Genomic DNA, 25,966 nt, shown 5'->3' with positions numbered 1-25,966 from the left:
GGCGTGTACGCGGCGGCGGAATCGGGTACAGCGCGCCTCGCCACGTCGACGCAGGGAGGTGCGGGTTGACCGCGGTCAAGGAGTCAACGGCCCGACGGCCGCTCGGCCATTTCGCCGAACGGAGCGTCGTCGGCCTGCTGGCCGTGGCCGGCGCGGGCGTGGCCTTCGGGCTGCTGCTGATGCTCGTCCGGTTCAGGTGGAGCCCCATGTACCACGCCGACCACGAGGCGGCCGAGTGGTTCAACGGGCTCGTCGCCCCGCACCACGCGCTGGTCACCGTGCTCCAGGCGGTCACCGACCTGGGCGGGCGGCCGGTGCTGATCTGGCTGGTCACCATCGCCGTGGTCGCCCTGCTGATCCGGCGTCAGTCCCGGCTGGCGGTCTACCTGATCGTCACCGGGGTGGGCGGGCTGATCCTCGACCCGTCGCTCAAGGCCCTGGTCGGCCGGCTCCGCCCGGTGGTGGACGTGCCGGTCGCCAGCGCCCCCGGCAACAGCTTCCCCAGCGGGCACGCGCTCGGCTCGTTCGTCGCGTACGGGGCGCTGCTGCTGGTCTTCCTGCCGGCCATGTCGCCCCGCTTCCGCAAGCCGGCGATCGCCGTCGTCGCCGTACTGGTGGCGCTGATCGGGCTGACCCGGATCGCGCTCGGCGTGCACTTCGTCTCCGACGTGATCGGCGGCTGGCTGCTCGGCGCGGCCTGGCTGGGCGTCACCGCGTACGCCTTCCGGCTGTGGCGGCGCGAGCGGGGCCGGTCGGTGCCGCCGCTGAGCGAGGGGCTGGAACCGGAGGCCGGCGACAAGATCACCCCCGCCCCGGCCGAGGAGCACGTGCTGGAGCACCCCCGCTCCGCCGTCGCCGAACTGCTGGTCGGCTGGGTGATCGTCTTCGGCGCGCTGTACGCCTTCGGCACCTACGTCAGTTACCACGCCAAGGGCACCGTCTTCGAGACCATGGACACCGACGTGCCGCGCTGGTTCGCCGACCGGCACACCGACTTCCTCACCGAGCTGAGCTGGTGGTGGAGCAAGTTCGGCGACACCCACGCCATCCTGATCGTCTCGCTGGTCTTCTGCCCGCTGGTGCTGGCCATCTGGAAGCGGTGGCGGCCCGTGCTCTTCGTGGTGCTGGCCCTCTTCGGCGAGCTGAGCCTCTTCCTCGCCTCGGCCCGGGTGGTGGACCGGCCCCGCCCGGCGGTGGAGAACCTCGACGGGCAGATGCCCACCTCGTCCTTCCCGTCCGGGCACATCGCCGCGACCACCTGCCTGTGGCTGGTCATCGCGATCATCGTGTTCGTCCGCACCGACCGCTGGTGGCGGTGGCTCTTCGTGGCGCTGGCCGTGATCATGCCGGTCGGGGTGGCGACCTCCCGGATGTACCGGGGCATGCACCACCCCACCGACTTCATGGGCGCGCTGATCCTCAGCGGCCTGTGGATCGGCCTGCTCTACTGGGTGATCCGGCCCAACGCCGACGTCAACGAGGGCAACCGGCCCGAGATCGAGTCGGAGCAGGTCGACGAGCTGGACGACGAGCTGGCCAAGGCCGGCCGTCCCGGGTGAGCCGCCGACCGTGCTGCGGGTGATGACCTGGAACATCAGGACCGGCGGCCGGGACCGTACCGGCCCGGACCGCCGGGACCTGGTGTGCCGGGTCGTCACCGCGCAGGACCCCGACGTGCTGGCCGTGCAGGAGCTGCGCGGCTTCGACCGGCCGGGGGTGCTGGCCGGGTTCGCCGACCGGCTGGGGATGCGCCCCCACCTGGCCCGTAGCTGTTTCGGTCAGCCGGTGGCGGTGCTGGTCCGCCCGCCGTGGCGCACCCGCACGGCCGGGCCGGTGCGTCGGCCGCTGCACCACGCGGCGCAGCGGGTCGAGCTGGCCACCAGCGCCGGGCCGCTCACCGTGCTCAGCGCCCACCTCGACCCGTACACCGGGCTGCGGCGGCGCATCGAGGCGGGCTGGCTCGCCGGGGCGGTGCGTCGCGCGCCGGGGGAGCTGGCGCTGCTCGCCGGTGACCTGAACACCCTCGACCCGGGCACCGACCACACCGGGCGGGTGGCCCGGCTGCCGGCGGCGTACCGGCGGCGGCACCTGCGCCGCGACGGGCGGACGGTGGACACCCGCGCGGTGGCCCGGCTGCTCGCCGCCGGCCTGGTCGACCTCTGGACCCACGCCGCCGGACCGGCTGACCCGGCCGGGTCAGCCGAGACCGGGCTGACCGCGCCGACCCGGCACGGCGGGGGCGTCGAGTTCTCCGGCATGCGGCTGGACTACCTGCTCGGCACCCCGGCGCTCGCCGCCCGGCTGCGCGACGTCCACGTGGTACGAGGCGGCGACACCGAGTACGCCTCCGACCACTACCCGGTCGTCGCCGACCTGGACCTCGACCCGGCCTGACCGGCCCGCTCCGGGAACCCGTGCAACCCTCGCCGCCCCCACCGCCATCGCTACGGGTGACAGTGCCAGCGTCCGGGACGGGGAGTGGTCGATGGGTGCCATGCGGGAGCAGGAGAACAACTGGTGTCGCACGACGGAGGCGCCACCTGAGTTCGAGCCCGGCCGGCGGGTCTTCCGACTCTCCTGGCTGCCCGGGGAGTTGACCCACCTGACCTACACCGGGCAGCGGGGGGAGCACTCGCTCACCGCCCTGCCGCCGGCGGCGACCCCGGACCGGGGGACCGGTCCGGGGCGCGCCCACCGGGTGGTGACGGTGACGGTGGGGGCCCGGGGTGTGGACGTCTGCCGGCCGCTGCGCGAGTGGGACCCCGAGCTGACCGGGTCAGCCCCACCGTCGACCCCGATCGGTGTCGCCGTCGCGCCGGTGCGGGACCGGCCGGCGTACCGGTACGTCAGTCCGGACGGTTCGCGTGCCGCGCTGTCCTGGCGGTACGCCCACGACGCCTGGGCCGCGGTGCTCTCCACCAACCAGCCCGAATCGGCCCGGGTGTTGCGGCAGATCGCCGAGGGACTGGTCGGCGACGATCGGCCGCTGACGGCCCCGTTCCGCCGGGTGCCGCCACCGGTGGGCTGCCGACTCGAACGCGTGGTGGTCGAGCGGCGGGACGACAGGTGGCATCGGGTGTCGAGCGGTTACCTCGTACCCGGCTCCCGTTCGCCGTACGGCGATCTGACCGTCGGGGTGACCCGGGACCGGGCGGGCGGGGAGGGGAACGCCACCACCGTTGACGGGCGGCCGGCCTGGTCGGCCGATGGTCCAGGCACCTACCGGGTCGGGTGGGTTCCCGGCGCGGCCCCGGGCACGGTGGCGGAGGTCGGGGTGCTGACGCGGCACGGCCTGACCGCGCTCGGCGGCAGCGCGGCTGCGCTCGCCCTCGCCGCCCGGGTGATGATGGTCGCCGACCCCGACGACGAGGCCGGCTGGCGTCCGTTCTGAGTTCTCCCCCCGTGCAACCGATTCCGGCCCGGGTGCCATCCGTACGGTGACAGGGCCAGCGTCCGGGACGGGGAGTGGTCGATGCAGGCGACGCAACGGCAGGAGTACGTCGACTTCGTGACGGCGGCGACACCGAAGCTGCGCCGCACGGCGTACCTGCTGACCGGGGGCGACGCCCACCGTGCCGACGACGTCGTGCAGCAGACCCTGACCCGGTTGTACGTGAAGTGGGACCGGGCGCGGGCCGCCGACGACATCGGGGCGTACGTGCACCGGATGCTGGTCAACGCGTTCCGGCAGGAGCGTCGGTCCCGCTGGTTCGGAGTGCGCCTGTTCGACCGTCCGCCGGAGCCGGAGCCCAGGGGTGCCCCGCCGACCGACGCGGTGGTGGACACGGTCGCGGTGCGGGCCGCATTGGCGGCGGTGCCACCCGGGCAGCGGGTGGTGCTGGTGTTGCGCTTCTACGCCGACCTGAGCGTGGAGCAGACCGCCGAGGTGCTGGGCTGCTCGGCCGGAAACGTCAAGAGCCAGACCGCGCGCGGGCTGGCCGCGCTGCGCCGGCAGTTGCCGCTGGGGGACCCGACGGAGGTGAACCGATGATCCACGACGACGAGACCCAGGTCCGGGAGATGCTGACCCGGGCCGCCGACGACTTGCCCGACGGCGGGGACGGGCCGCAGACGTGGGTGGCGGCGGGGGAGCGGGCGGTGCGGCGTCGTCGCCGGCTGGTGACCGCCGTGTCGGCCGTCGTGACCGTGTGCGCCCTGGTCGGCGTGGCCGTGGCGGTCGTCGGGGTACGGCCGGGCACGGTGCCCGGCGACGACGGCGGACCGGCACCGACGGTGAGCCCGACCGGATCGCCGACGGTGGGTCGGACCGGGCCGCCGACGGTGGCCCCGGAGCGGTTCGACCCGACCCGCCGGTTGCTCCGGCTCGGGAGCCTGCCGGCGGGCGCGGGCCACCAGTCGTACCAGTCGGATCTGTCCGTGATCACGGTGCGGGCGAACGTGCCGGAGGCGCTGAGCCCCGGCGGCCCGGTGGAAGCCGGCCCGATGATGGCCTCCAGCGGCTCGGTGGTCGTCCGGGTGGGTGCGCGCGGGAAGGACGTCTTCGGCCAGTACCGGCGGGAACCGATGCCGGGGATGCCGTCGGCCTCCCCGTCGGTCGCCCTGCCCGGCCCCCCGGTCACCCCGGTGGAGGGGCACCCCGCCCACCTGTGGGCCGGCGGCGGCGACACCGTGCTGTCCTGGCAGTATGCGCCCGACGGGTGGATCTCCGTGGGGGTCATCGGGTTCGGCCGGCCGGAGATGGTCGCCCGTCAGGTGGCCGCCGGCCTGCTCTGGGAGGACCAGCCGATCACCGTCCCGTACGCGCCGGTCGCCGATCCACCCGGCAGCATGCTCAGGGGTGTGGAGATCCGGACGTTCCGGGGGAGGTGGCTGGACGTGACCGCGCACTATGTGATGAAGACCGGTAAGTCGACCGGGCGTGACATCCTCATCGGCGTCTCCGACGGGGTGTTCGCCGGTGACGGGTCGGATTTCGTCCGTTTCCGGGTGATGGTGGGCGGGCGGGTCGGCTCGGCGGACGAGGGGCCGAAGGGGTTCGGCGCCTACCGGGTGGCCCAGGTGCCAGGTTGCGCGGGTTGCGTCGCCGAGGTGGACACGGAGTCGGTGGCGGGTAATGCCGCGGTGGGTGGGCGGGCGGGGGCACTCGACCTGGCGGCCTCGATCAGGCTGGTCGACGGTAGCGACGACCCGACCCGCTGGCGTCCCCTGTAGAGCGCGACCGACCGGACGGCCGGTCCCGGAGCCGACTCCGGGACCGGCCGTCCGGTCGGGTCACAGTTCGCGGAGCCGGGGCAGTAGCTGCTCCTGCGCCCAGTCCAGGAACATCGGCTGGCTGTCCCCGCCGACCTGCACGATCGCCACGTGCGTGAAGCCGGCGTCGACGAAGGCGCGGAACGCCTCGACGTGCCGGTCGACGTCGGGGCCGCAGGGGATGCCGTCGGCGACGTCCTCCTCCCGGACGAACTGGGTGGCGGCGGCGAATGCCTCCGGGTCGGGCAGGTCGGCGTTGACCTTCCAGCCGCTGCCGAACCAGCGGAACTGGTCGTGGACGATCTTGCGGCACTCGGCCTCGTCGGGGCCGTAGCAGATGGCCACCTGGCCGTAGCGGGGCTGCCCGGCGCCGCCCGCGTCGTCGTAGAGCTGGATGATCCGGGAGTCGGGTTCGGTGGCGACGATGCCGTCGGCGTACTCGGCGGCGAGGGTGGCCGACGACGGCCCGGACGCGGCGACGGCCATCGGCACGGGGTGTTCCGGCCGGTCCCAGACGTAGGCGTCGGGGACGTCGAAGTGGTTGCCGGAGAAGGTCAGCGTCTCGCCGTTGAGCAGTGGACGGATGATCTGGAGCGCCTCGGAGAACATCTCGTGCCGCTGCTGCACGTGCGGCCACCCGCCGACCACGTGTTCGTTGAGGTTCTCCCCGGCGCCGAGGCCGAGGGTGAACCGCCCGTCGGAGAGCACCCCGATGGTGCTGGCCTTCTGCGCCACCACCGCCGGGTGGTACCGGCGGATCGGGCAGGTCACGAAGGACATCAGCTCGGCCCGGCTGGTGGCGTGGGCGACCGCGCCCAGCACCGACCAGGCGTACGGGGAGTGGCCCTGCGCGTCGAGCCATGGATAGTAGTGGTCGGACATGACCAGCTGGTCGAAGCCGGCCGCCTCCGCCCGTACCGCGTGGTCGACCAACTGTTTCGGGCCGGTCTGTTCGCACATCAGGGTGTAGCCGACGCGGACCATCCTGGTTTCTCCTTCCGGGCGACGATCGTCACCGGATACCCCTGGCCGGTGCCGGTCAACCTCGGATGAGCGGCCGGGTCCCTCTTGACGGTGACGGGAGGGCCGTCTAGGGTCCGGCTTAACCGGTTCAGGCTGGTGGTGTCACATCCTGTGGTGGGGATGACCGCCCCCTGTGGCGGCTCGCGGTCGGCGTGGGTCGCCACAGGGTCGGCGTGGGTAGGCAGGCAACTTAACCGGTTGCCTTCCCGGCCCGGTGGCCCTACGCTGGTCCGCACGCGGCCAGGGAGTCAGGCGGCGGCTGTCGGGCTGCAGCCGAGCGCCACCGTCACCAGCATCGCCACCCCGCCAGGGCAACGGGGTCGACCCTTCCTGAGGAAACCCATGAAGAAGCGGCTCTCCGTCGCCTGCGTCGCCCTGCTCACCGTCCTCGCCGCCGTGTTCGCCTTCGGCCAGCCGGCCCAGGCCGCGGCCGGGTTCACCGTCTCCGGTGGCAAGCTGTACGACGCCAACGGCAACGAGTTCATCATGCGCGGCGTCAACCACGCCCACACCTGGTACCCGCAACAGACCACCTCCTTCGCCAACATCAAGGCGCTCGGCGCGAACACCGTGCGGGTCGTGCTGGCCAGCGGTGACCGCTGGACCAAGAACACCGCCGCCGACGTCAGCAACGTCATCTCGCTGTGCAGGGCCAACAAGCTGATCTGCGTGCTGGAGGTGCACGACACCACCGGTTACGGCGAGCAGGCCGGGGCGATCACCCTGGACCGGGCGGTCGACTACTGGCTCAGCATCGCCAGTGCCCTGCAGGGCCAGGAGCGGTACGTCATCGTCAACATCGGCAACGAGCCGTACGGCAACCAGGGCTACGCCACCTGGGCCACCGACAACGCCAACGCGATCAAGCGGTTGCGGGCCGGCGGCATCACCCACACGATCATGGTGGACGCCCCGAACTGGGGTCAGGACTGGTCGTTCACCATGCGCGACAACGCGGCCGGGGTGTTCGCCGCCGACCCGCAGAAGAACACGGTCTTCTCGATCCACATGTACGGCGTCTTCGACACCGCCGCCGAGATCAGCGACTACCTGGGCCGGTTCCGCACCGCGAAGCTGCCCATCGTGGTGGGCGAGTTCGGCTTCGACCACTCCGACGGCAACCCCGACGAGGACACCATCCTGTCGTACACCCAGGCCAACGGGATCGGCTACCTGGGCTGGTCGTGGAGCGGCAACGGTGGCGGCGTGGAGTACCTCGACATGACCACCAACTTCAACCCGGCCGCCCTGACCACCTGGGGCCAGCGGATCTTCAACGGGGCCAACGGTATCAAGGCGACGGCGAAGGAGGCGTCGGTCTACTCCGGCACCACCCCGACCACGCCGCCGACCACCCCGCCGACGACCCCTCCCACCACGCCGCCGACCACGCCTCCCACTACCCCGCCGACCACGACCCCGCCGGCGACCGGTGGCTGCACCGCGACGTACACGGTCATCGGCTCGTGGCAGGGCGGCTTCCAGGGTGAGGTGAAGGTGACCGCCGGCAGCGCGGCGATCAACGGCTGGACGACGAAGTGGACCTTCGCCAACGGCCAGACCGTCAGCCAGTCCTGGAACGCGACGCTGAGCAGCAGCGGCAGCACGGTGACCGCCCGCAACGTCGACTACAACGGCCGGCTCGGTGCCGGCGCCAGCACCGCCTTCGGCTTCATCGGCAGCTGGACCGGCAGCAACCCGGCGCCTGCGGTGACCTGCACCGCGAGCTGACCGCCCCGGGTGGCCGGGCCCCCTGAGGGCCCGGCCACCACCCGTCCCCGCCCGGGATGACGTGATCCACTTATCGGGGGCGGTGTAGCGGTATCAACCGTTGGGGATGCCGCAACTTCGCCCCCGCTGCGACGACCAAGCACCGGGCCGGGCCGGTCAGGCGACGGCGTCGACCTCCAGGAGCAGCGCCTGCTCCGGGTTCAGGGCCGGCAGGTGCAGGCCCACCGTCGCCAGCACCGAGCCGGGCAGCGTCACGGCGGGCAGCCAGCCGGGTCCGGTGATCTGCATGGTCTCCGGCTCCGGCACCCCCTCGGCGGGGCGGACGGCGTACCGGCGGGTCGGGTCGAGACCGGGCAGGCGCACCGGGCCGGGGGTCTGCGTGACGGAGGTGGCCACCCGGGACACCGCGTACACCGCGCGGGAGCGGTCGTGGGCGACCACGCCGTGCGCCTGCACGGCCGGGTCCGGGTGGTCGATCCGCACCACCCGCCCGGTGTGCAGCAGCGGCCGCAGGCGCTTGTGCAGGGCCACCCAGGCGGTCAGCTCGGCCCGCTCGGCGGGATCGAGCGCGACGATGTCCCACTCGATGCCGTGGTGGCCGAAGAGCGCGGTGACCGCCCGGAAACCCAGGGTGTGCACCCGGCCGGTGGTGTGCGAGCGCCCCGGGCCGATGTGCGTGCCGACCAGCTCCGGGGGCAGCAGCAGCCCGGTCCAGCGTTGGATGGACAGCCGTTCCAGGGCGTCGTTGGTGTCGCTGGCCCAGACCCGGTCGGTACGTCGCAGGATCTCCAGGTCGACCCGGGCCCCGCCGGACGAGCAGCTCTCGATCTCCAGGTGCGGGTGCCGGGCGCGCAGCTCGTCGAGGAGCCGGTAGGCCGCCACCGTCTGCGCGTGCACCCCGGGCCGACCGGCGTGCCCGGCCTCGGTGAGGTCCCGGTTGTGGTCCCACTTGAGGTAGCTGATCCCTGGGTTCCCGGTCAGCAGGGCGTCGAGCCGGCCGAGCAGGTGCGCGTACGCCGCCGGGTCGGCCAGGTCCAGCACCTGCTGGTGCCGCCACGGCAGGGGCAGCCGGCCGGGCGCGCTGAGCACCCAGTCGGGGTGGGCGCGGAACAGGTCGGAGTCGGGGTTGACCATCTCCGGTTCGACCCAGAGCCCGAACTGCATGCCGTGCCCGCGAACATGCTCGATGAGCGGTCCCAGGCCGGCCGGCCAGACGTCGGCGTCGACCTGCCAGTCGCCCAGGCCGGCCCGGTCGTGCCGGCGGCCGGTGAACCAGCCGTCGTCGAGGACGAACCGTTCCACGCCCACCTCGGCGGCCCGGTCGGCGAGGGTGCGCAGCCGGTCCAGGTCGTGGTCGAAGTAGACGGCCTCCCACACGTTGAGGGTGACCGGGCGCGGCGTGCGGGGGTGTTCCGGCCGGGCCCGCAGGTGGGTGTGCAGCAGGTCGCTGAGCCCGTCCAACCCGGCGGTGGAGTGCACCGCGTAGAGCAGCGGGGTGGCGTACTCATCACCGGGCCCGAGGACGATCTCCCCGGGGGCGAGCAGTTCCCCGCCGCCCAGGGTGGACTCGCCGGTGGGGCGGCGTTCGGCGACGGTCACGTGGTCGCCGCTCCACGCGGTGTGCACCGCCCACACCTCGCCGTGGCCGAAGCCGAACCCGGCGGTGCCGGCGACCAGCAGCAGGGTGGCGTCGTGCCCGGTGCGCCCGTGCCGACCCTCGCGCACCCACGCGCCGTGCTGCCACGGGTGCCGTTGCGGCGCACGCTCGCGGCACCAGCGGCCGGTCAGGTCGAGCAGTTCGGTGGCGACCGCCGGCACCGGCAGCACCGGCGTCAGCTCGCGTACCTCGTAGGGCTGGTCGGCGTCGTTGCGCAGCCGGTGCCGTACGGTCAGCACCCCGACCGGGTCGAGGGTGACCTCGACGGTGATGGTCAACCCGGCGCCCGGGTCCGTCGCCCGCACGGTGACCCGCGCCGCGCCGACTCCGCCCCGGTCATCCTCCTCAGGGGGTACGCGCACCGCGTCCCCCACGTCGCCACGCGGATCATCGACGTCGATCGCGTCGAGGCGGAAGGCGGTCGACCAGTCCCGGCCGGCGCGGTGGCCGGCGAGGCCGGGCCGGCCGCTCCAACCGGCGCTCGCCTCGGGCAGCAGGGACAGCACGGTCGGCGCGTCGAAGCTGCTCGGCACCACCGGCGGCACGGTGGCGTCGACCAGGGCCGGCAGGTCGTCGGCGAACACCGGGCCGAGGTCGCCGCCCCAGTGCACGATCCGGGGCAACCCCGGGCCGCGCGCGTCGAGCACCAGGCTGGTGTCAGCCCGGCGCAGGTGAAGCACGGTGGGAAGGGTCATGGCGCTCATCTCCGGATCCGGGCACGTCGGTGGTACGGGCACGTCGGCGGCGTCGTCACTGGGACATCATGCGCGGGAGAGCGATATGCCTGGCGGTCATATTTATGCCTGACAGGCATACCGCTCCCACATGAATCCCATGCCCCCCAGCAGTCGGATACCCCAGCTGCGGGCCGGTGCAGGCGGGATGGTGACCTCAGCCTTTGGACGCCCCCAGGGTCAGGCCCTTGACGAACTGCTTCTGCAACAGGAAGAAGATCACCAGGGTGGGGACGGCGACCAGCACCGAGCCGGCCGACACCAGGTTGTTGTCGGTGAAGAACTCGCCGCGCAGGTTGTTCAGCGAGCTGGTGACCGGGAACTTGTCGCCGGTGCGCATCAGCACGGTGGCCCAGAAGAACTCGTTGTAGATCCAGGTCACCTCCAGGGTGGCCAGGGCCGCCAGCGCCGGACGGCACAGCGGCATGGTCACCTGCCAGTACTGCCGCCAGATGCTCGCCCCGTCCACCATGGCCGCCTCGTAGAGGTCGCGGGGCAGCGCCTTCATGTAGTTGCTCAGCACGAAGACGCAGAAGCCGCACTGGAAGGCCACGTTGACCAGGATCAGCCCCCAGTAGCTGTCGTAGAGCAGCTCCGAGTCGCTCATGAACTCCGGCAGCGGCACCTCGGTGAAGATCCGGAACAGCGGGATCAGCAGCGACTGCTGGGGCAGCAGGTTGGCGGCGGTGAACAGCCCGAGCAGGACGATGTTGAGCTTCCAGCTGAACCGGGCGATCACGAACGCCACGCACGAGGCGAGGAACAGGGTGAGCAGCACCGCCGGGACGGTGATGTAGACCGAGTTGAGGAAGTGCTTGCCGAACTCGGCGGTCTGCCAGGCGGTGACGTAGTTGTCGAACGTCCACCCGCCGAACGAGACGTACCCGTTGGCGGCGGTGTAGGCGTACGAGCGCAGCGAGGTCAGCACCGCCCAGAGGATCGGGAAGAGCCAACCGACGGCGACCGCGCCGAGGAACAGGTGCAGCACCACCCGGGCGGGGCGCAGCGGCCGGCGGCGCGGTGCCGGCTTGGCCGTCGGCGTCGACGCCGGCGGTCGGGTGACGGTCGACGCGCTCATCGCCGGTTCTCCCTCATGACGACGGCCAGGTAGATGGTGATGAAGACCAGCGAGACCGCCAGCATGATCGTCGCCAGGGCGGAGCCGAAGCCGATCCGGCTGGCCTCGCCGACGACGTTCTGGGTCACCAGGGCGGAGATCAGCTCCAACCCGTTGCGGCCCTTGTTAATCACCCAGACCAGGTCGAACGCGCGCAGCGACTCGATCACGGTCACCACCAGCACGATGATGTTGATGGGTCGCAGCACCGGGAAGATCACCCGGAAGAAGGTGCTGGTCTCCGACGCGCCGTCGACCGAGGCGGCCTCCCGCAGCGACGGGTCGACGCCCTTGAGCCCGGCCAGGTAGAGCAGCATGATGTAGCCGACGTGCCGCCACCCGGCCGCCACCAGCACCGCCCAGATGTTGACGTTCGGGTCGCCGTACCAGTCGGTCTGGCCGCCCAGGACGGCGTTGAGCAACCCCTGGTCGCGGGAGTAGATGAGCTGCCAGACGAAGCCGATCAGCGCCAGCGAGAGCACCACGGGCAGGTAGAGCGCGGTCTGGTAGAACCGGCTGCCCCGGATCTCCTTGTCGAGCAGCACGGCGAGGAACATCCCGAACGGGGTGGCGACCACGAACAGCGCGGCCAGCCAGAGCAGGTTGTTCTGCAACGCCGGCACGAACGGCGGGTAGATGTTGACCACGTCGGAGTAGTTCCGGCCGCCGACCCAGTCGATCTCGCTGAGCGGCCCGATGCCGTCCCAGTCGGTGCCGGAGAGCGCCACGGTGGCCAGTGCGGGCAGCCAGACCAGGGCGACCACCAGCAGCAGCGGTACGAGCACCATCAGCGTGATCACCACGCGGTCGGTGCGGGACAGGAGCCGTAGCCGCCGGCCGCGACCACCCGGGGAGGTGGTGGTCGTGACCGGCGACGGCACGGCGTGATCCGCTTGGATCAGGGGCAGGTCGGACACGACGGTCCTCCCCCTCTCGCCGTCAGCTGGTGAAGATCGACTTCTTCTGGTTCTCGATGCTGTTGACCAGCCCGTCGATGTCCTTGGGGTTCTTGATGAACTGCTGGAGCGCCGGGATGATCACGGTGGAGGCGAAGTCCGGCCGGGTGTCCCGGTCGAGGAACTGGGCGATCTCGGTGGCCGAGCCGACCAGCTCGGCGGCCTTCTTCTGCAGGGCCGTGTAGCCGCTGGTGTCCGCGCCGCTGTTGGCGACCAGCGTGGTCGGGTCGTTCTTCACCGTGATGTCGGCGGCCTCCTTGGAGCCGACGAACTCCAGCAGCTTCTTGGCGTTGGCCTCGGCCTTCGGCTTGCGGGCCAGCATGTAGCCGTCGATCGGCGCGTCCAGCGCCTTGGCCCCGATGGCCGGGTCGATCTCGGGGAAGGTGAAGAAGTCGATGTCGTCCTGCTCGTCGTTGCCGAACTGCTGGGCGACGAAGAGGCCGAGCAGGTACATGCCGCTCTTCTTCTGCTGCAACGACTGGGCGGCCTCCTGCCAGGTGCGGCCCAGGCTGTCCGGCTGGTGCAGCGGGAGCAGCCCGGCCCAGGTGTCGAAGACCTTCTTGACCTTGTCGGAGGTCCACGCCTCCTTGCCCGCCATCAGGTCGATGTGGAACTGATAGCCGTTGATCCGCAGGTTGAGGATGTCGAAGGTGCCCATCGCCGGCCAGCCGTCCTTGTCGGCGAAGGCGATCGGGGTGAGTCCGTCCCGCTTCATCTGGGCGCTGAGGGTGGTGAGCTGGTCGAGGGTGGTCGGCACCTGGTAGCCGTACTGCTTCCAGACCGACTTGCGGTAGAAGACCGCCCACGGGTAGTACGACGACGGTACGAAGTACTGCTTGCCGTCGTCCCCGGTGGACGCCTTCTTGAACGCGTCGGAGTAGCCGGAAAGCCTGCCCCACAGGTCGCTGATGTCGCCGGCCAGGCCCTTGGCGGCGAAGAAGCGCATCCGGTAGCCGGCGAACCACATGAACACGTCGTCCGGCTTGCCCTGGAGGTAGTTGTTGATGTTCTCCTGGTAGGTGTTGTGGTCCACCGTGTTGATCTTGGCGGTGATGCCGGACGAGGTCTTGAACCCGTCCATCACCTTGGCGATGACCCCCTTGGGCTGCGGGTCGGACTGGTTGGAACCGACCGACACCTCCTTGCTGTCGCTGCCCGAGTCGGAGTCGGAGCCGCAACCGGCGAGCAGCCCGGTGCCGAGCAGCGCGCCCGCGCCGACCCCGGTGATCAGGGAACGTCGTCCGATGCCGGCGACGGAGGACGGGACGAGCCGGGCGAGATACTCGGCTTCGGTGCGGGGACGGGACATGGTGCCTCCTGCGGAAGAAGAGGTGCGCTGCGCCCGAGGGCCGTCAGTGGTGGGGGAGGGGCTGTTCGGGAATGCCAACATAGATCCACCGAGAACGAACATTGGCAAACACAAACTCCCGGTGGCGCTTGAAGCTACCCGTCCGTACGCGCCTGTCAAGAGGGCAGCTCCGGATCGGTATCGCGGGAGCCCTACGGGATCCTGGTGGTAAACGTTGGAAAGCGGGTCGGTGTTGGAAAGTGTTGACTTGATCGACCGCTCGGGGCACGCTCTGCTCTCATGCGGCAACACGGCACCTGGCAGGGCGACGGAATCTACTTCGGCGCCGACTACAACCCCGAGCAGTGGCCCGAGCAGGTCTGGGCCGACGACGTCGCGCTCATGCGACAGGCCGGCGTCAACCTCGTCTCGGTCGGGATCTTCTCCTGGGCCCTGCTCGAACCGTCCCCCGGCCGGTACGAGTTCGGCTGGCTCGACCGGGCCCTCGACGTCCTGCACGCCGGAGGAATCCACGTCGACCTGGCCACCGCCACCGCCAGCCCGCCGCCGTGGCTGGCCCACCGGCACCCCGAGACGCTGCCGCGTGGCGTCGACGGCACCGTGCGGTGGCCCGGCGGGCGGCAGGCGTACTGTCCCAGCTCGCCGATCTTCCGGGAGCGCTCGCTCGCCCTGGTCGAGGCGGTCGCCGACCGGTACGCCGAGCACCCCGCCGTCGTCATGTGGCACGTCTCCAACGAGCTGGGCTGCCACAACGTGCACTGCTACTGCGACGTCAGCGCCGAGGCGTTCCGGGAGTGGCTGCGCGAGCGCTACGGCGGCCTCGACCGGCTCAACGACGCCTGGGGCACCGCCTTCTGGAGCCAGCGCTACCACGACTGGGCCGAGATCAACCCGCCCCGGGCCACGCTGACCATCGCCAACCCCACCCAGCAGCTCGACTTCCTGCGCTTCTCCTCCGACGAGCAGCGCGCCCAGCTGCGCGCCGAGCGGGATGTGCTCAAGCGGCGGGTCCGGCAGCCGGTCACCACCAACTTCATGATCGGCATGGCCAAGCACATGGACTACCACTCGTGGGCGTCCGACGTGGACCTGGTCGCCAACGACCACTACCTGATGGCCACCGACCCGTACGCCCACCTCGGCCTGTCGTTCGCCGCCGACCAGACCCGCAGCGTGGCCGGCGGCGCCCCGTGGCTGCTGATGGAACACTCCACCAGCGCGGTCAACTGGCAGCCCCGCAACGTCGCCAAGACCCCCGGCCAACTGCGCCGCAACAGCCTCACCCACGTGGCGCGCGGTGCCGACGGGGTGCTGTTCTTCCAGTGGCGGGCCTCCCGCAGCGGCGCGGAGAAGTACCACTCGGCCCTGGTCCCGCACGCCGGCCCGGACACCAAGGTGTTCGACGAGGTCTGCCGACTCGGTGCCGACCTCAAGGCCCTGGCCGAGGTACGCGGCAGCCGGGTCGAGGCCGAGGTGGCGATCCTGTTCGACTGGGAGGCGTGGTGGGGGGTCGAGTTGGACTCCCACCCCAGCGTCGACGTCACCTACACCGACCGGATGCGGGCGCTCTACGACGCGCTGTGGCGGGCCGGGGTCACCGCCGACGTGGTGCACCCGTCGGCCGACCTGTCCGGCTACCGGCTGGTCCTCGTCCCCACCCTCTACCTGGTCCGCGACGCCGACGCCGAGGCGCTGCACAGGTACGTGGCCGCAGGCGGGACGGCGCTGGTGACGTACTTCAGCGGGATCGTCGACGAGCACGACCACATCCGGCTCGACGGCTACCCGGGGGCGTTCCGGGAGCTGCTCGGGGTGCGTACCGAAGAGTTCTTCCCGCTGCTGGCCGGCGAGCGGGTGGCGCTCGACGACGGCTCCACCGCCGACGTGTGGACCGAGTGGCTGCACCCGGTCGGCGCGGAGGTCGTCGCGTCCTACGAGGACGGTCCGCTGCCGGGCGTGCCCGCGCTGACCCGGCACCGGGTCGGCGACGGCACCGCCTGGTACCTGGCCACCCGGCTCGACGAGGCGGCCACCGACGCCCTGGTGGGCCGGCTGCTCACCGAGGCCGGGGTACGCCCGCCGGCCGCCGCCCCGGCCGGCGTCGAGGTGGTCCGCCGCCGCGCCGACGACCGGTCCTGGCTGTTCGTGGTCAACCACACCGACGCCGAGGCGACCCTCGACGTCACCGGCACCGACCTGCTCACCGGGCAGCCCTGCGGCGGCACGCTGCGGGTGCCGGCCGGCGAGGTGGCCGTGGTCCGGGAGGAGCCGGCGGTGAGCGGGGCGGTCCCAGCGGGTGAACCGTCCCCGGCCGCAGCGGCCTGAGCTGCGTACCGTTCCCTCGTCCGCGCGGTTGGGAGGTTCGATGCTCGCTCAGCAACGGCAGAACGCCATCCTGGAGCTGATCCGGCAGCGCGGCGGGGTGCGGGTCAGCCACCTGGTCAGCCGGTTCGGCGTCTCCGACATGACGATCCGCCGCGACCTGGAGGTGCTCGCCGAACGAGGGCTGGTCGACAAGGTGCACGGCGGGGCGACCCTGGCCGGCCCCGGGTCGGCCGAGGAACCCGGCTTCGCCGCGAAGTCGGTCCGCCAGCAGGACGAGAAGCGGGCCATCGCCGGCCGGGCCGCCCGGATGGTCGAGCCGGGGATGGCCGTCGCGCTGTCGGCCGGCACCACCACCGCCGCGCTGGCCACCCTGCTCGGCGACGTACCCGGGCTGACCGTGGTGACCAACTCGATCCCGGTCGCCGACGCCCTCTACCAGAACCCGCGCGTCGACCAGACTGTGGTGCTGACCGGCGGCATCCGTACCCCGTCGGACGCGTTGACCGGGCCGGTGGCCGAGGCGGCGATCCGTACCCTGAACGTGGATCTGCTCTTTCTCGGAGTGCACGGGATGAGCCCGCGCACCGGGTTCACCACCCCCAACCTGCTGGAGGCGGCGGTCAACAAGCGGCTGATCGGGGCGGCCCGGCACCTGGTGGTGCTGGCCGACCACACCAAGTGGGAGACCATCGGTATCGCCACCATCGCCCCGTTGGCCGAGGCCGACCTGCTGATCACCGACGCCGGGCTGCCGGCGGACGGCCGCCGGCAGATCGGCGAACAGGTAGGTGAGCTGGTCGTCGTCGAGGTCGACTGACCCCGGCTCACCGGTCGGGGTCGCATGGCCCGTCGTGGTCGGCCCGCGCCCGGCAGCGCCGCCGGCCCGGCAAGATCCGGTCACAGAACACCCACCGTCGTACGTGCTGGGCGTCCTCGGCCGACAGCGTGGCCCCGGCGACGTCGACCCCCGGCACCAACGCCAACGACCGGGCCAACGCGTACGCGAACCGCAGCGCCTGCTCCTCGGTCGTGACCGTCATGGGCAGGTGCAGGACGTGCCGGGGGCCGTCGTCGCGGCCGTCGGTCAGCACGGGGGACGGTTGGCCTGGGCGCTGCGGCGGTCCCGCAGCAGCCGCTTGAGCCTGGTGTTCTCCCCGGTCAGCCGGGTCACCTCCTGGTGCAGGCTGGCCAGCTCCAGGGCGACCCGGATCAGGAACCGGCGTACCTCCCGGGGACAGAGGCCGCGCCGGCCGAAGCCTGCGGAGGGGAACTGGTGGTCGCGGACCAGGACCGGATGCAGCCGGGCCGGCAGGGTGCCGTCGTCGCGGATCATTCGTCGCCTCCTGGCGGGTACGGGGTCGCGGGAACCCGCGCCGCCGTGATAGGTATTCAGCAAGTCGGTCGGAGCCGGGAATTCGGCTTCATGTTGAGACCCGACGAGATCCGGTATGCGGCTGCCACCCGCGACGCCGGCTTTCGTCACCTTCTCGGCTGTTGGCACAGCCGCGGTTACTGCGCTTGCACCGGGCGTCCCCGGGGGCCGGTGATCACCCTCACCCGAAGGCCACATTTCCAGTGGGCTGGAACTGGAGCAATGGTTCCTTCGCGGGCCTCGTCAACTTTCTTGAGAGGTGGATCATGCCGCACAAGCCGTTCATACGGACCCTGCGCGCGCAGTGGCTCGGGCAACAACTCCGCGCCCTCCGGGAAGAACGCGGAATGACCTTGAAACTGGTTTCCGAGCACCTGCAACGCGACATGTCGGCGCTCGGCCGCTACGAGCGGGCGGACTGGCCGATCCGCAAGGGCGACGTCGTCGCACTGCTCGACCTCTACGGTTTCCACCACGCCGCCGAGCGGGCCCGCCTGCTGGCACTGGCCGAGGACGTGTGGCGTACCGACCGCTGGGACGAGGACTACGGCGACGTCGTCGACTCGTCCTTCATCGAGTACCCGTGGCTGGAGGGCCGCGCCGACAAGGTGTGTTGCTTTCACATGACCCTCGTGCCGGGGCTGCTCCAGACCCGGGCCTACGCCGAAGCGGTGATCCGGAACGCGGCGGAGCCGGAGGCGTCCGAGTCGATGATCAACCGCTGGGTCGAGCTGCGGCTCTCGCGGCAGGAGGTGCTCTCCAAGGAATGCCCGCTCACGATTCATGTCGTCATCGACGAGTCCGTCGTGCGTCGTCGGGTCGGTGGTGTCCAGGTCCTTCGGGACCAGCTCGCACACCTGGTGAAGCTCCAAGCCCTGCCGCATGTCCGCATTCAGATCATGCCGTTCTCGGTCGCCCTCCACCAGGGACTCGACGGCACGTTCTGGATCTTCCACCTACCCGAACCGTATCCTGCGGTCGCCTACGTCGAATCCCTCGGTGGTCGGCTCTACATGGAATCACCAAAAGCCGAACGCTTTCTCCGTGCGTACGATCGTCTGTCGAAGTCCGCACTCAGCAAAGATGAGTCGACCGCCCTGATGGGGGCCATTGCAGAGGAGTTGGCATGAACGAGGCTATGCCCGAGGTGGCCTGGCACATCAGCACCAAGAGCGACAGCAACGGCGGGAGTTGCGTGGAGGCGGGCCCGCTGCTCGACGGCTCGGGTCGGGTGGCGGTGCGGCACAGCAAGGCCCGGGACGCGGCGACGATCGTCTACACGGCTGACGAGTGGGCGGCTTTCGTCGGCGGCGTCAAGGACGGCGAGTTCGACTTCACCGACGCCACCCACTGAGCGTCGGGCCCCGGGGAGATCTTGGAGGATGTCGGCCCACCAGAGGGCCGTTTGCTTCCAAGATCTTCCCGCGTCGTGGCATCGCCGTGCACCTGTCCGTGGTGAGGTTCGTCAGAGGCGCGTAGCACATGTGCTACGTTTGCCGTATGCATGAGGTGGGGCTTCGGGAGATGAGACAGAACGCCAGCGACCTGGTGCGTCGTGCGCAGGCGGGTGAACGTTTGACGATCACCGTCGCCGGCCGCCCGGCAGCCGTACTCGGCCCGGTCAGCCCCCGCGCATGGCGGGAGTGGGACGACCTTGCCGGGGTGTTCGACCAGCCCACAGACCCTGCGTGGGCAGACGATCGGGATCTCCTGGACAGTGCGGTCACCGATCCGTGGGCCGAGCGGTGAGCCGGGGCATCCTCGACACCAGCGTCCTCATCGCCAACGACATAACCCCGATCCCGGGCGAGTTGGCCATCAGCGTCGCCAGTCTTGCCGAACTCCAATTCGGTGTCCTGGTCGCCAAGACCGCCGAGGCGAGGGCACTCCGGTTGGCGCGGTTGAGTGCCATCCAGCGCCGATTTGATCCGCTGCCCATCGATGACGTGATCGCCGACAGCTACGCACGACTGGCTGCCCGCGTCGTCGAAGCCGGCCGTCAGCCGCGCGCCAGAGTGATGGATCTGCTCATCGCCGCGACCGCACACGCCCATGACGCCGCCGTCTACACCCGCAACGCCGGCGATCTCGCAGGACTCGAAGACCTGATCACGATCCGCACCATCTGACTGACCCGGTGATCTGACAACGTTGCCGTCATCCGGACTTGTCCTGGTGGAGCGCTCGGCTGGCCTCGATGTGGGGGACGTGTTCGATGGCCCAGCCGGCGAGGGCCAGCGCGGGCGGGATGAGGCTCTTGCCGGTGGGGGTCAGCGCGTACTCCACCCGGGGCGGTACCTCCGCGTACGCCGTCCGCGACACCAGGCCGTCGCGCTCCAGGTGGCGCAGGGTCAACGTCAACATGCGCTGGGAGATGCCGGGTATCTGCTGGTGCAGCTCGGTGAAGCGCAGCGCGCCCCCGTCGAGGGTCGCCACGATCAGCAGCGTCCATTTGTTGCAGATGCGGTCCAGGATCGCCCGGATCGTCCGGCCGCCGTCGCCCCGGATCATGCAGGTGTGTTCGTACTGCGACATGACCACCCCCTGTGCCTTACGCACACCCGTGTGCCTTTTGTAAGCCCTCCGATAGTGACACATGATGTGGCTAGTTCCTTCTCGTAACCATTGGGTTCAGAGCTGGAGGGCCCGTCATGACACTCGCCTACTGGATCGTCGCCGCCCTGCTTGCCGTCTTCTATCTCTACGCCGGGGGCAAGAAGGTCGTGCAGAGCCGGGAGCAGTTGCAACCGATGATGGGCTGGGTCGACCGCGTACCCATGCCGTTGGTCCGGACCATCGGGGTGCTGGAGGTTCTCGGCGCGGTCGGCCTGGTCCTGCCGCCGCTGACCGGGATCGCGCCCTGGCTCGCGGTCGCGGCGGCCGTCGGGTTCGTCCTGATCCAGGTCGGCGGTATCGCGGTGCACCTGTCCCGGGGCGAGACCCGCCAGATCGGGCTCAACCTCGGCCTACTGGTGACCGCCGCCGTCGCCATCTGGCTGGCCACCGTCTGGGTCTGAGCCGGACGAGGTCGTCCGCTCGCCGAGGCACCGCCGGCACCGGGCAGAATGCCGGGATGGCACTGGACAGGTCCGGGGAGTTGTGGCGCGGGGAGAACGTCGACGACCTCGCCGACTACCTCCGCTACTTCGCGGCGGGCGGCTACCCGGTGGACACGGTGGTGGAGTCCCGGTGTGCCGGCTGCGACGGCCGTGCCTTCCGCGTCGACATCGACGAGGAGGAGGCGACCCGGCGGACCTGCCTCGCCTGCGGCACGGTCGCCTTCATCGGTGACAGCGCCGACTACTGGGACGAGACGGGTCACGAGTCCTGCTCCTGCCCCTGCGGGGGTGAGGAGTTCGCCGTCGCGGTCGGCTACGCGCTCGGTGCCGACGGCGAGGTGCGTTGGATCAGCGTCGGCCTGCGGTGCCTCGACGACGGCACGCTCGGCGTCTACGCCGACACGAAGATCGACTACCTGCCGTCACGCCATCTCCTCGACCAGGCGTGAGCCGGGCGGCCCGTCCAGGGCACGGAGCAGCGCCGGCAGGCCGCCGTGCACGAGGGGGAGGCCACCCAACTCGCTGAGCCCGACCCAGGCGAGATCGTCATGCTCGTCGGGCGCACGGTTGGTGGGGGAGCCGAGCCAGGCTCCGACGTGCCACACACCGACGTGTACGGCGTCCTCGCCGCTGCCGGACCGCAGGTCGCCCAGCCGTGAGCAGGACTCCGCGACGATCTCGACGCCGACCTCCTCGCGCAGCTCACGGGCGAGGGCCTGTCGTTCGGACTCGCCCGCCTCGACGTGACCCCCGGGCAGATCCCACAGATCCGGGTACGCCCGGCGGGTCGGACTGCGGTGCACCAGCAGGACCGCGTCGTTCACCACGAGTGCCCCGCAGACGACGATGTGCATGCCGGGATTCGACCACAGGAGTGGGACAGTCCCTCGCCGGTGGGTACGCCTGGCCGTCCGGCCGAACGGCCCGGCCGGTACACCGAAGCCAGCGAGGGCTTCCTCCCTCGTCACGTACCGGCCCGCTCCGAGGTGACCGGGGTGGTGAAGAACTCCGCCAGCGCGTCGACCAGGTGCTGCGGGGCCCGGTTGAGCGCGTCGTGACCGGCGCGTGGCACCACCAGCGTGCGGGCGTGCGGCAGCGCCCCGGCCAGCGCCTCGTTGATCGGCCGGTAGTAGGGCGGACCGCTGCCGCCGCAGGCCAGCAGCACCTCGGCGGTGACGCCGGCCCACCGCTGCGGCGGGCTGTCGTGGTGCTGGATCAGCGCGCTCTCGTCCAGGGTGGTCGGCAGTAGTTCGCCCATGCCGCGCCCGATCGGCGTACGCAGGAACAGCCGGCAGATGGCCACCTGGACGGCCAGTGGCAGGCGCGACGTGGCCGACTGGGTGTTGAGGCCGGCCCCGGTGATCGCCATGGCGCGGGCGATGTCGCCCGCGTGTGCCGCCGCGCGGGCGGCGGGCACCCAGTCGAGCGGGAACAGACCGTCAACCTGCACCGCCGGGTCGTAGAGGGCGAGCCGGTCGATCGGCAGCCCCCGGGCGGCGGCGCGCAGGGCCACGAAGCCGCCGCCGCTGTGGCCGAGCACGTTGCCGACCCCGGTGGCGGCCAGCAGCGCGGCGAGGTCGTCGACGTCCTGCTCGCCGTCGTAGGGCTCGGCGCGGGCCGCCGCGTCGTCCCGGCCGCGCCGGTTGTAGAGGTGCACGGTGAACCGGTCGGCCAGCCGCACGGCCAGCCGGCGGTAGATGCCGATGGTGACGCCGCCGCCGTGCACCACGATGATGCCCGGCCCGCTGCCGGTGGAGTGGAGCACGATCTCGGCGTCGTCGGCCGCCGGTACCCGCTGCACGGTCCAGTGCTGTTCCATCTCGTCCTCCCCGACATCGAAACCGCGAACGGCGTTTGCAGTTTTAGAGTGTAGCGGTGACCTCACCCGACGAGCCAGCGCGTCCGCCGATCTGGTCCCGACCCGCCCGGGGACAGCGCGGTCCCGCGCCCACCCACTCCCGGGACGAGATCGTGGCCGCCGCGATCGCGGTTGCCGACGCCGACGGCATCGGCGCGGTCTCCATGCGGGCGGTCGCCGCCGCGCTGCACACCGGCGCCGGGTCGCTCTACCGCTACCTGTCCTCCCGCGACGACCTGCTCGACCTGATGGTCGACCGGGCGGCGGGGGAGCTGCGCCCCTACCCGGAGGCCGGTGACGACTGGCTCGACACCATGCTCCGGCTCGCCCGGCGGCAACTCGACCTCTACCGGCGGCACCCCTGGCTGGTGGCGGTCCTGCCCCGGCCCACCGCCCCCGGCCCGCAGAGCCTGGCCTGGTTCGACCACTGCCTGGCCGTCCTGCGGCCGTTGCCGGCCGCGACCACCACCAAGTTCGAGGCGATCGCCATGATGACCGGGGTGACGTCGCTGTTCGCCCGGCAGGAGACCGCCGCGCCGCCGGTCGGCTTCACCGGCACCGACCTGGCGGCGTACCCGAACCTGGTCGCCGCCATCACCGACCCGTCACCGTCCGCGCCCCGCGACCTCTTCGAAGCGACGGTACGCGGCGTCCTGCGCGGACTGCTCGTCGACGACGCCGGATAGGCCCGGCGCGGCGGGTGGCGGCCTGACACCACAACCCTGCGCCCGCCCGGTCACGGGACTACGGTCCATGGGTGACACCTCCGCAGGTGAAGACGCCGTCCACGTCGTACCGACCCGACCGGGCGGCGGGCAGGCCGTCCATGGTCGCGCTGGTGCTGCTGACCGGGGTGGGGCCGTTCGCCACCGACGCGTACATCGCCGCCCTGCCCGAACTGCGACGTTCCCTGGACACCAGCGCCACCGTGGCGCAGCTCACCCTGACCGCGTTCATCATCGGCGTGGCCGCCGGTCAGCTCCTGCTCGGTCCGGTCAGCGACATCCGGGGCCGGCGCGGCATCGTCCTGGTGAGCACCGTGAGTTTCGCGTTGCTGTCGCTGCTCTGCGCCGCCGCTCCGACCGCCGGGGTGCTGGTGCTCGCCCGGCTCGGGCAGGGGATCGCGGCCGGCACCGGGGTGGCGCTCGGCCGGGCGATGGTGACCGACGCGTGGCAGGGCGACCGGGCCGCCGCCCGGTTCGGCAGCATCGCCTCGGTGACGTTCCTCGGCCCGGTGCTGGCACCGGCCGTCGGCGGGGTGATCCTCGACCACGGCACCTGGCGTACCGTCTTCCTCGCCCTCACCGGGCTGGGGGCGGCGATGGCGGTGGCCGCGCTGGTCGGCCTGCCGGAGACGCTGCCCGCGCACCGCCGGCACGACGGCGGCCCGCGCGCGGCGCTGGCCCGGATGGCCGGGCTGCTGCGCGACCGGACGGTGCTCACCAACCTGATCGTGCTCTGCCTCGCCATCGCCGGCTTCTTCACCTACATCGGCGGCTCGGCGTTCGTCTTCCAGACCGCCTACCGGGTGGACGAGTCCCGTTACACCCTCATCTTCGCCACCAACGCCGCCGGCATGGCCGCCGCCGGGCTGCTGTTCCGGGTGCTGGTCAGGCGGCTCGGCGCCGGCCGGCTGCGCGCCGCCGGGCTCGCCGCGTCCACGGTGGCCACCCTCGTGCTGCTGGTCGTCGCCCTGGTCGACCGGGAGGCCGGGTGGCCGCTGGCCGTGCCGTGGACGCTGCTCGCCGTGGTGGTCGCCGGCATGGGCCTGACCCTGCCGGCCAGCACGGCGCTGGCGCAGGAGGCGGGCCGGCGTTCCGCCGGCACCACCGCCGCGCTCCAGGGCGGCCTGGGTTTCCTGGCGGGCGCGCTGGTCACGCCACTCACCGGCCTCCTCGGGTACGCCACCCTGCTGCCGATGGCCTCGGCCATGGCGGTCTTCTTCGTGGCGGCCTGCGCGGTGCTGGTGCTGCTGGCCCGCCCCGGTGCGTCCTTTCAGGCACTTCACAGTCCTGGCGGTTAGGGTGCGCCGGGTAACCGTGCGTGCTCCACGGTGGAGTACGCCGACCGTGAAGCGGGAGTTCCGATGGTCTTCAAGAAGATGCTGAGCGCGTTCGGGGTCGGCGGGCCCAGCGTCGACACCGTCCTGGCCAACCCGAACACGCGGCCCGGCCTGACCCTCGACGGCAACGTGAACCTGGTCGGCGGGGACGCCCCGGCCAACATCGAGCAGATCGGCATCGGCCTGGTCACCCGGGTCGAGATCGAGGGCGGCGACAGCGAGTACGCAGGCGTCATGGAGTTCCACCGGATGGTGGTCAGCGGCCCGCTCCAGCTCGCCCCCAAGCAGCAGCTCGCCATCCCGTTCCAGTTCCCGGTGCCGTGGGAGACCCCGATCACCGACGTCTACGGTCAGCGCCTGCACGGCATGACCATGGGCCTGCGGACCGAGCTGGCCATCGCCCGCGCGGTCGACAAGAGCGACCTCGACCAGGTCAACGTGCACCCGCTGCCGGTGCACGAGCACATCCTCGGCGCGTTCCAGCAGCTCGGTTTCCGGTTCAAGCACGCCGACCTGGAGCGGGGGCACATCCGGGGCTCGCAGCAGACGCTGCCGTTCTACCAGGAGATCGAGTTCTTCGCCGCGCCCCAGTACGCGCAGGTCATCTCCGAGGTGGAGCTGACCTTCGTGACCAGCCCGCACGGCGTCGAGGTGGTGCTGGAGTGCGACAAGCGGGGCGGTTTCCTCAGCTCCGGGCACGACGTGTTCGGCAGGTACACCGTCTCCCACGGCGACGTCGACCGGGTCGACTGGGTCCAGGTCGTCGACGGCTGGCTGCGCGAGACCACCGCCACGTACGGCAACCTGCGCGCCTCCTCCGGCTATGGCGCCCCCACCCACGGCTACCCGGTGCACGGCCACGGCCACCACGGCCGGGGGCCGGGGATGGGCGGCGTGGTGGCCGGCGCGGCGCTCGGTGTCGCCGGTGGACTCGTCGCCGGTGAACTGCTCGACGACGCCTTCGAGGGCGACGACGACGGTGGCGACTTCGGCGGCGACGAGTGAGCTGAGACCGCCCCCGACGTCGGGTGGGCCGTCGTGCGGCGGCCGACGCGGACCAACGATGGCCCCCGGGAGGAATCCCGGGGGCCATCGTGCTCAGCGGCTCACGCTGCTCGGGTCAGCCGTATCAGCGACGACCCTTGCGCTCCGCGCCGGAACGCCGCGCCGAACCCGCCTTCGCCAGGCCCCGGCTCACCAGGTAGGCGCCGGTCAGGGCGGTCAGGAACCACCACGCCTGCGTCGGGTTGTTGATGTTCAGGCCGTTCGTGGCGGTGCCACGCCAGAAGGCGGAGATCACCACGACCGCGACGGCGGCGGCGTAGACCCAGAACTCGGTGGTCAGGAACGACTGCTTGGTCTCCGTACCCGGAGACGGCATCGGTTCCCGGTGCCCGTCGTGCATCATCGGCATCTGCCGGGTCTGCTCGGCCATCATGGCGTTGCGCTGGGCGGTGTCCTGCATCGGCCGGTTCATGGGCCTGGTGGATGCAGCCTGCGTGCTCATCTGGTCCTCCTCAGGATTTGATGAGTACCTGCACTCCCTCGCCCC

28 protein-coding genes are annotated in these 25,966 nt (G+C 71.4%); 17 read left to right on the top strand and 11 right to left on the bottom strand.

The annotated features are described in order from the left end of the window. Positions 1-65 precede the first annotated feature (65 nt). The 5 genes from ACN260_RS20665 (at position 66) to ACN260_RS20645 (ending at position 5,172) form a co-directional block, all read left to right on the top strand. Entirely contained in the window at positions 66-1,559 is a 1,494-nt protein-coding gene (locus ACN260_RS20665) for a phosphatase PAP2 family protein (protein ID WP_422752642.1), read from the top strand. Positions 1,560-1,569: 10 nt separating this feature from the next. Next, positions 1,570-2,394 (top strand): endonuclease/exonuclease/phosphatase family protein, encoded by an 825-nt coding sequence (locus tag ACN260_RS20660; protein WP_422752641.1) that lies wholly within the window; start codon positions 1,570-1,572, stop codon positions 2,392-2,394. Positions 2,395-2,485: 91 nt separating this feature from the next. Further along, a complete protein-coding gene (locus tag ACN260_RS20655) occupies positions 2,486-3,391 on the top strand; it encodes a hypothetical protein (protein ID WP_422752640.1) in 906 nt (301 codons plus the stop codon). 81 nt (positions 3,392-3,472) lie between these two features. Continuing rightward, positions 3,473-3,991, top strand: a complete 519-nt coding sequence (locus ACN260_RS20650) for a SigE family RNA polymerase sigma factor (RefSeq protein ID WP_422752639.1) — start codon at positions 3,473-3,475, stop codon at positions 3,989-3,991. Continuing rightward, positions 3,988-5,172, top strand: a complete 1,185-nt coding sequence (locus ACN260_RS20645) for a hypothetical protein (protein ID WP_422752638.1) — start codon at positions 3,988-3,990, stop codon at positions 5,170-5,172. Before ACN260_RS20650 ends, ACN260_RS20645 begins: the two co-directional genes overlap by 4 nt. Positions 5,173-5,232: 60 nt before the next feature. Here the strand turns inward: ACN260_RS20645 and ACN260_RS20640 are convergent, their stop codons facing one another. Then, positions 5,233-6,195 (bottom strand): TIGR03557 family F420-dependent LLM class oxidoreductase, encoded by a 963-nt coding sequence (locus tag ACN260_RS20640; protein ID WP_088642206.1) that lies wholly within the window; start codon positions 6,193-6,195, stop codon positions 5,233-5,235. 381 nt (positions 6,196-6,576) lie between these two features. On the opposite strand from ACN260_RS20640, the gene ACN260_RS20635 reads away from it, so the two are divergent. After that, positions 6,577-7,965, top strand: a complete 1,389-nt coding sequence (locus tag ACN260_RS20635) for a cellulase family glycosylhydrolase (RefSeq protein WP_422752637.1) — start codon at positions 6,577-6,579, stop codon at positions 7,963-7,965. A gap of 156 nt (positions 7,966-8,121) precedes the next feature. Here ACN260_RS20635 and ACN260_RS20630 read toward each other — a convergent pair whose 3' ends face one another. From ACN260_RS20630 to ACN260_RS20615, 4 genes are all read right to left on the bottom strand, one after another. Beyond that, complete coding sequence (locus ACN260_RS20630) at positions 8,122-10,317, bottom strand: alpha-galactosidase (RefSeq protein ID WP_422752636.1); 2,196 nt, start codon at positions 10,315-10,317, stop codon at positions 8,122-8,124. Between the two features lie 196 nt (positions 10,318-10,513). Then, positions 10,514-11,434 carry a carbohydrate ABC transporter permease gene (locus tag ACN260_RS20625; RefSeq protein WP_422752635.1) on the bottom strand — a complete coding sequence of 307 codons (921 nt, stop codon included), beginning with the start codon at positions 11,432-11,434 and terminating at the stop codon, positions 10,514-10,516. After that, positions 11,431-12,390, bottom strand: coding sequence for a carbohydrate ABC transporter permease (locus tag ACN260_RS20620; RefSeq protein ID WP_422752634.1), 960 nt, complete (start codon positions 12,388-12,390; stop codon positions 11,431-11,433). Before ACN260_RS20620 ends, ACN260_RS20625 begins: the two co-directional genes overlap by 4 nt. Positions 12,391-12,412: 22 nt before the next feature. Then, positions 12,413-13,738, bottom strand: a complete 1,326-nt coding sequence (locus tag ACN260_RS20615) for an ABC transporter substrate-binding protein (protein ID WP_422752633.1) — start codon at positions 13,736-13,738, stop codon at positions 12,413-12,415. Between the two features lie 279 nt (positions 13,739-14,017). On the opposite strand from ACN260_RS20615, the gene ACN260_RS20610 reads away from it, so the two are divergent. After that, positions 14,018-16,063 (top strand): beta-galactosidase, encoded by a 2,046-nt coding sequence (locus ACN260_RS20610; protein ID WP_422752632.1) that lies wholly within the window; start codon positions 14,018-14,020, stop codon positions 16,061-16,063. 40 nt (positions 16,064-16,103) lie between these two features. After that, positions 16,104-16,880: a DeoR/GlpR family DNA-binding transcription regulator gene (locus ACN260_RS20605; RefSeq protein ID WP_088642199.1), complete on the top strand. Its 777-nt coding sequence runs from the start codon at positions 16,104-16,106 to the stop codon at positions 16,878-16,880. A 7-nt stretch (positions 16,881-16,887) separates the two neighbouring features. Here ACN260_RS20605 and ACN260_RS20600 read toward each other — a convergent pair whose 3' ends face one another. Continuing rightward, positions 16,888-17,154, bottom strand: a complete 267-nt coding sequence (locus ACN260_RS20600) for a hypothetical protein (RefSeq protein WP_422752631.1) — start codon at positions 17,152-17,154, stop codon at positions 16,888-16,890. Next, positions 17,148-17,396 carry a DivIVA domain-containing protein gene (locus tag ACN260_RS20595; RefSeq protein ID WP_422752630.1) on the bottom strand — a complete coding sequence of 83 codons (249 nt, stop codon included), beginning with the start codon at positions 17,394-17,396 and terminating at the stop codon, positions 17,148-17,150. The genes ACN260_RS20600 and ACN260_RS20595 overlap by 7 nt, the downstream gene beginning before the upstream one ends. A gap of 305 nt (positions 17,397-17,701) precedes the next feature. Between ACN260_RS20595 and ACN260_RS20590 the strand changes: the two genes are divergently transcribed. The 4 genes from ACN260_RS20590 (at position 17,702) to ACN260_RS20575 (ending at position 19,564) form a co-directional block, all read left to right on the top strand. Then, positions 17,702-18,565: a helix-turn-helix domain-containing protein gene (locus ACN260_RS20590; protein WP_422752629.1), complete on the top strand. Its 864-nt coding sequence runs from the start codon at positions 17,702-17,704 to the stop codon at positions 18,563-18,565. Then, positions 18,562-18,789 carry a DUF397 domain-containing protein gene (locus tag ACN260_RS20585; RefSeq protein WP_422752628.1) on the top strand — a complete coding sequence of 76 codons (228 nt, stop codon included), beginning with the start codon at positions 18,562-18,564 and terminating at the stop codon, positions 18,787-18,789. The genes ACN260_RS20590 and ACN260_RS20585 overlap by 4 nt, the downstream gene beginning before the upstream one ends. Before the next feature lie 146 nt (positions 18,790-18,935). Next, positions 18,936-19,184: a type II toxin-antitoxin system Phd/YefM family antitoxin gene (locus ACN260_RS20580; protein ID WP_422752627.1), complete on the top strand. Its 249-nt coding sequence runs from the start codon at positions 18,936-18,938 to the stop codon at positions 19,182-19,184. Further along, on the top strand, positions 19,181-19,564 hold the full coding sequence (locus tag ACN260_RS20575) for a PIN domain-containing protein (protein WP_302741683.1): 384 nt from the start codon (positions 19,181-19,183) through the stop codon (positions 19,562-19,564). Before ACN260_RS20580 ends, ACN260_RS20575 begins: the two co-directional genes overlap by 4 nt. Positions 19,565-19,592: 28 nt before the next feature. Here the strand turns inward: ACN260_RS20575 and ACN260_RS20570 are convergent, their stop codons facing one another. After that, entirely contained in the window at positions 19,593-19,970 is a 378-nt protein-coding gene (locus tag ACN260_RS20570) for a winged helix-turn-helix transcriptional regulator (protein ID WP_088642232.1), read from the bottom strand. Positions 19,971-20,086: 116 nt separating this feature from the next. On the opposite strand from ACN260_RS20570, the gene ACN260_RS20565 reads away from it, so the two are divergent. Continuing rightward, positions 20,087-20,452, top strand: a complete 366-nt coding sequence (locus tag ACN260_RS20565; RefSeq protein ID WP_422752626.1) for a DoxX family protein — start codon at positions 20,087-20,089, stop codon at positions 20,450-20,452. Positions 20,453-20,508: 56 nt separating this feature from the next. Continuing rightward, a complete protein-coding gene (locus ACN260_RS20560; RefSeq protein ID WP_422752625.1) occupies positions 20,509-20,943 on the top strand; it encodes a hypothetical protein in 435 nt (144 codons plus the stop codon). Here ACN260_RS20560 and ACN260_RS20555 read toward each other — a convergent pair. After that, on the bottom strand, positions 20,917-21,348 hold the full coding sequence (locus ACN260_RS20555) for an NUDIX domain-containing protein (RefSeq protein ID WP_422752624.1): 432 nt from the start codon (positions 21,346-21,348) through the stop codon (positions 20,917-20,919). The two genes, ACN260_RS20560 and ACN260_RS20555, sit on opposite strands and share 27 nt — an antisense overlap. Positions 21,349-21,458: 110 nt before the next feature. Beyond that, complete coding sequence (locus ACN260_RS20550; protein WP_422752623.1) at positions 21,459-22,313, bottom strand: alpha/beta fold hydrolase; 855 nt, start codon at positions 22,311-22,313, stop codon at positions 21,459-21,461. Between the two features lie 56 nt (positions 22,314-22,369). Here ACN260_RS20550 and ACN260_RS20545 point away from each other — a divergent pair, with 56 nt between their 5' ends. From ACN260_RS20545 to ACN260_RS20535, 3 genes are all read left to right on the top strand, one after another. Then, on the top strand, positions 22,370-23,038 hold the full coding sequence (locus ACN260_RS20545) for a TetR/AcrR family transcriptional regulator (RefSeq protein ID WP_422752622.1): 669 nt from the start codon (positions 22,370-22,372) through the stop codon (positions 23,036-23,038). Positions 23,039-23,109: 71 nt separating this feature from the next. Continuing rightward, positions 23,110-24,375: a Bcr/CflA family efflux MFS transporter gene (locus ACN260_RS20540; RefSeq protein WP_422752621.1), complete on the top strand. Its 1,266-nt coding sequence runs from the start codon at positions 23,110-23,112 to the stop codon at positions 24,373-24,375. A gap of 63 nt (positions 24,376-24,438) precedes the next feature. Beyond that, positions 24,439-25,419 (top strand): sporulation protein, encoded by a 981-nt coding sequence (locus tag ACN260_RS20535; protein WP_422752620.1) that lies wholly within the window; start codon positions 24,439-24,441, stop codon positions 25,417-25,419. Between the two features lie 124 nt (positions 25,420-25,543). On the opposite strand, the gene ACN260_RS20530 is transcribed toward ACN260_RS20535, so the two are convergent. Next, entirely contained in the window at positions 25,544-25,828 is a 285-nt protein-coding gene (locus ACN260_RS20530) for a hypothetical protein (protein ID WP_422756775.1), read from the bottom strand. Between the last annotated feature and the right edge of the window lie 138 nt (positions 25,829-25,966).

It is taken from the genome of Micromonospora sp. WMMD708 (assembly GCF_049315245.1).
GTDB lineage: Bacteria > Actinomycetota > Actinomycetes > Mycobacteriales > Micromonosporaceae > Micromonospora > Micromonospora wenchangensis.
This window is presented reverse-complemented; position numbering and strand designations above follow the sequence as displayed.

What these genes read in the sequence shown, in the direction of transcription:
- ACN260_RS20655 (WP_422752640.1), top strand. Translation starts at nt 2,486, where the DNA reads ATGGGTGCCATGCGGGAGCAGGAGAACAACTGGTGTCGCACGACGGAG.
- ACN260_RS20650 (WP_422752639.1), top strand. Translation starts at nt 3,473, where the DNA reads ATGCAGGCGACGCAACGGCAGGAGTACGTCGACTTCGTGACGGCGGCG.
- ACN260_RS20645 (WP_422752638.1), top strand. Translation starts at nt 3,988, where the DNA reads ATGATCCACGACGACGAGACCCAGGTCCGGGAGATGCTGACCCGGGCC.
- ACN260_RS20640 (WP_088642206.1), bottom strand. Translation starts at nt 6,195, where the DNA reads ATGGTCCGCGTCGGCTACACCCTGATGTGCGAACAGACCGGCCCGAAA.
- ACN260_RS20635 (WP_422752637.1), top strand. Translation starts at nt 6,577, where the DNA reads ATGAAGAAGCGGCTCTCCGTCGCCTGCGTCGCCCTGCTCACCGTCCTC.
- ACN260_RS20630 (WP_422752636.1), bottom strand. Translation starts at nt 10,317, where the DNA reads ATGACCCTTCCCACCGTGCTTCACCTGCGCCGGGCTGACACCAGCCTG.
- ACN260_RS20625 (WP_422752635.1), bottom strand. Translation starts at nt 11,434, where the DNA reads ATGAGCGCGTCGACCGTCACCCGACCGCCGGCGTCGACGCCGACGGCC.
- ACN260_RS20615 (WP_422752633.1), bottom strand. Translation starts at nt 13,738, where the DNA reads ATGTCCCGTCCCCGCACCGAAGCCGAGTATCTCGCCCGGCTCGTCCCG.
- ACN260_RS20610 (WP_422752632.1), top strand. Translation starts at nt 14,018, where the DNA reads ATGCGGCAACACGGCACCTGGCAGGGCGACGGAATCTACTTCGGCGCC.
- ACN260_RS20605 (WP_088642199.1), top strand. Translation starts at nt 16,104, where the DNA reads ATGCTCGCTCAGCAACGGCAGAACGCCATCCTGGAGCTGATCCGGCAG.
- ACN260_RS20595 (WP_422752630.1), bottom strand. Translation starts at nt 17,396, where the DNA reads ATGATCCGCGACGACGGCACCCTGCCGGCCCGGCTGCATCCGGTCCTG.
- ACN260_RS20590 (WP_422752629.1), top strand. Translation starts at nt 17,702, where the DNA reads ATGCCGCACAAGCCGTTCATACGGACCCTGCGCGCGCAGTGGCTCGGG.
- ACN260_RS20585 (WP_422752628.1), top strand. Translation starts at nt 18,562, where the DNA reads ATGAACGAGGCTATGCCCGAGGTGGCCTGGCACATCAGCACCAAGAGC.
- ACN260_RS20580 (WP_422752627.1), top strand. Translation starts at nt 18,936, where the DNA reads ATGCATGAGGTGGGGCTTCGGGAGATGAGACAGAACGCCAGCGACCTG.
- ACN260_RS20570 (WP_088642232.1), bottom strand. Translation starts at nt 19,970, where the DNA reads ATGTCGCAGTACGAACACACCTGCATGATCCGGGGCGACGGCGGCCGG.
- ACN260_RS20565 (WP_422752626.1), top strand. Translation starts at nt 20,087, where the DNA reads ATGACACTCGCCTACTGGATCGTCGCCGCCCTGCTTGCCGTCTTCTAT.
- ACN260_RS20560 (WP_422752625.1), top strand. Translation starts at nt 20,509, where the DNA reads ATGGCACTGGACAGGTCCGGGGAGTTGTGGCGCGGGGAGAACGTCGAC.
- ACN260_RS20555 (WP_422752624.1), bottom strand. Translation starts at nt 21,348, where the DNA reads ATGCACATCGTCGTCTGCGGGGCACTCGTGGTGAACGACGCGGTCCTG.
- ACN260_RS20550 (WP_422752623.1), bottom strand. Translation starts at nt 22,313, where the DNA reads ATGGAACAGCACTGGACCGTGCAGCGGGTACCGGCGGCCGACGACGCC.
- ACN260_RS20535 (WP_422752620.1), top strand. Translation starts at nt 24,439, where the DNA reads ATGGTCTTCAAGAAGATGCTGAGCGCGTTCGGGGTCGGCGGGCCCAGC.
- ACN260_RS20530 (WP_422756775.1), bottom strand. Translation starts at nt 25,828, where the DNA reads ATGCCGATGATGCACGACGGGCACCGGGAACCGATGCCGTCTCCGGGT.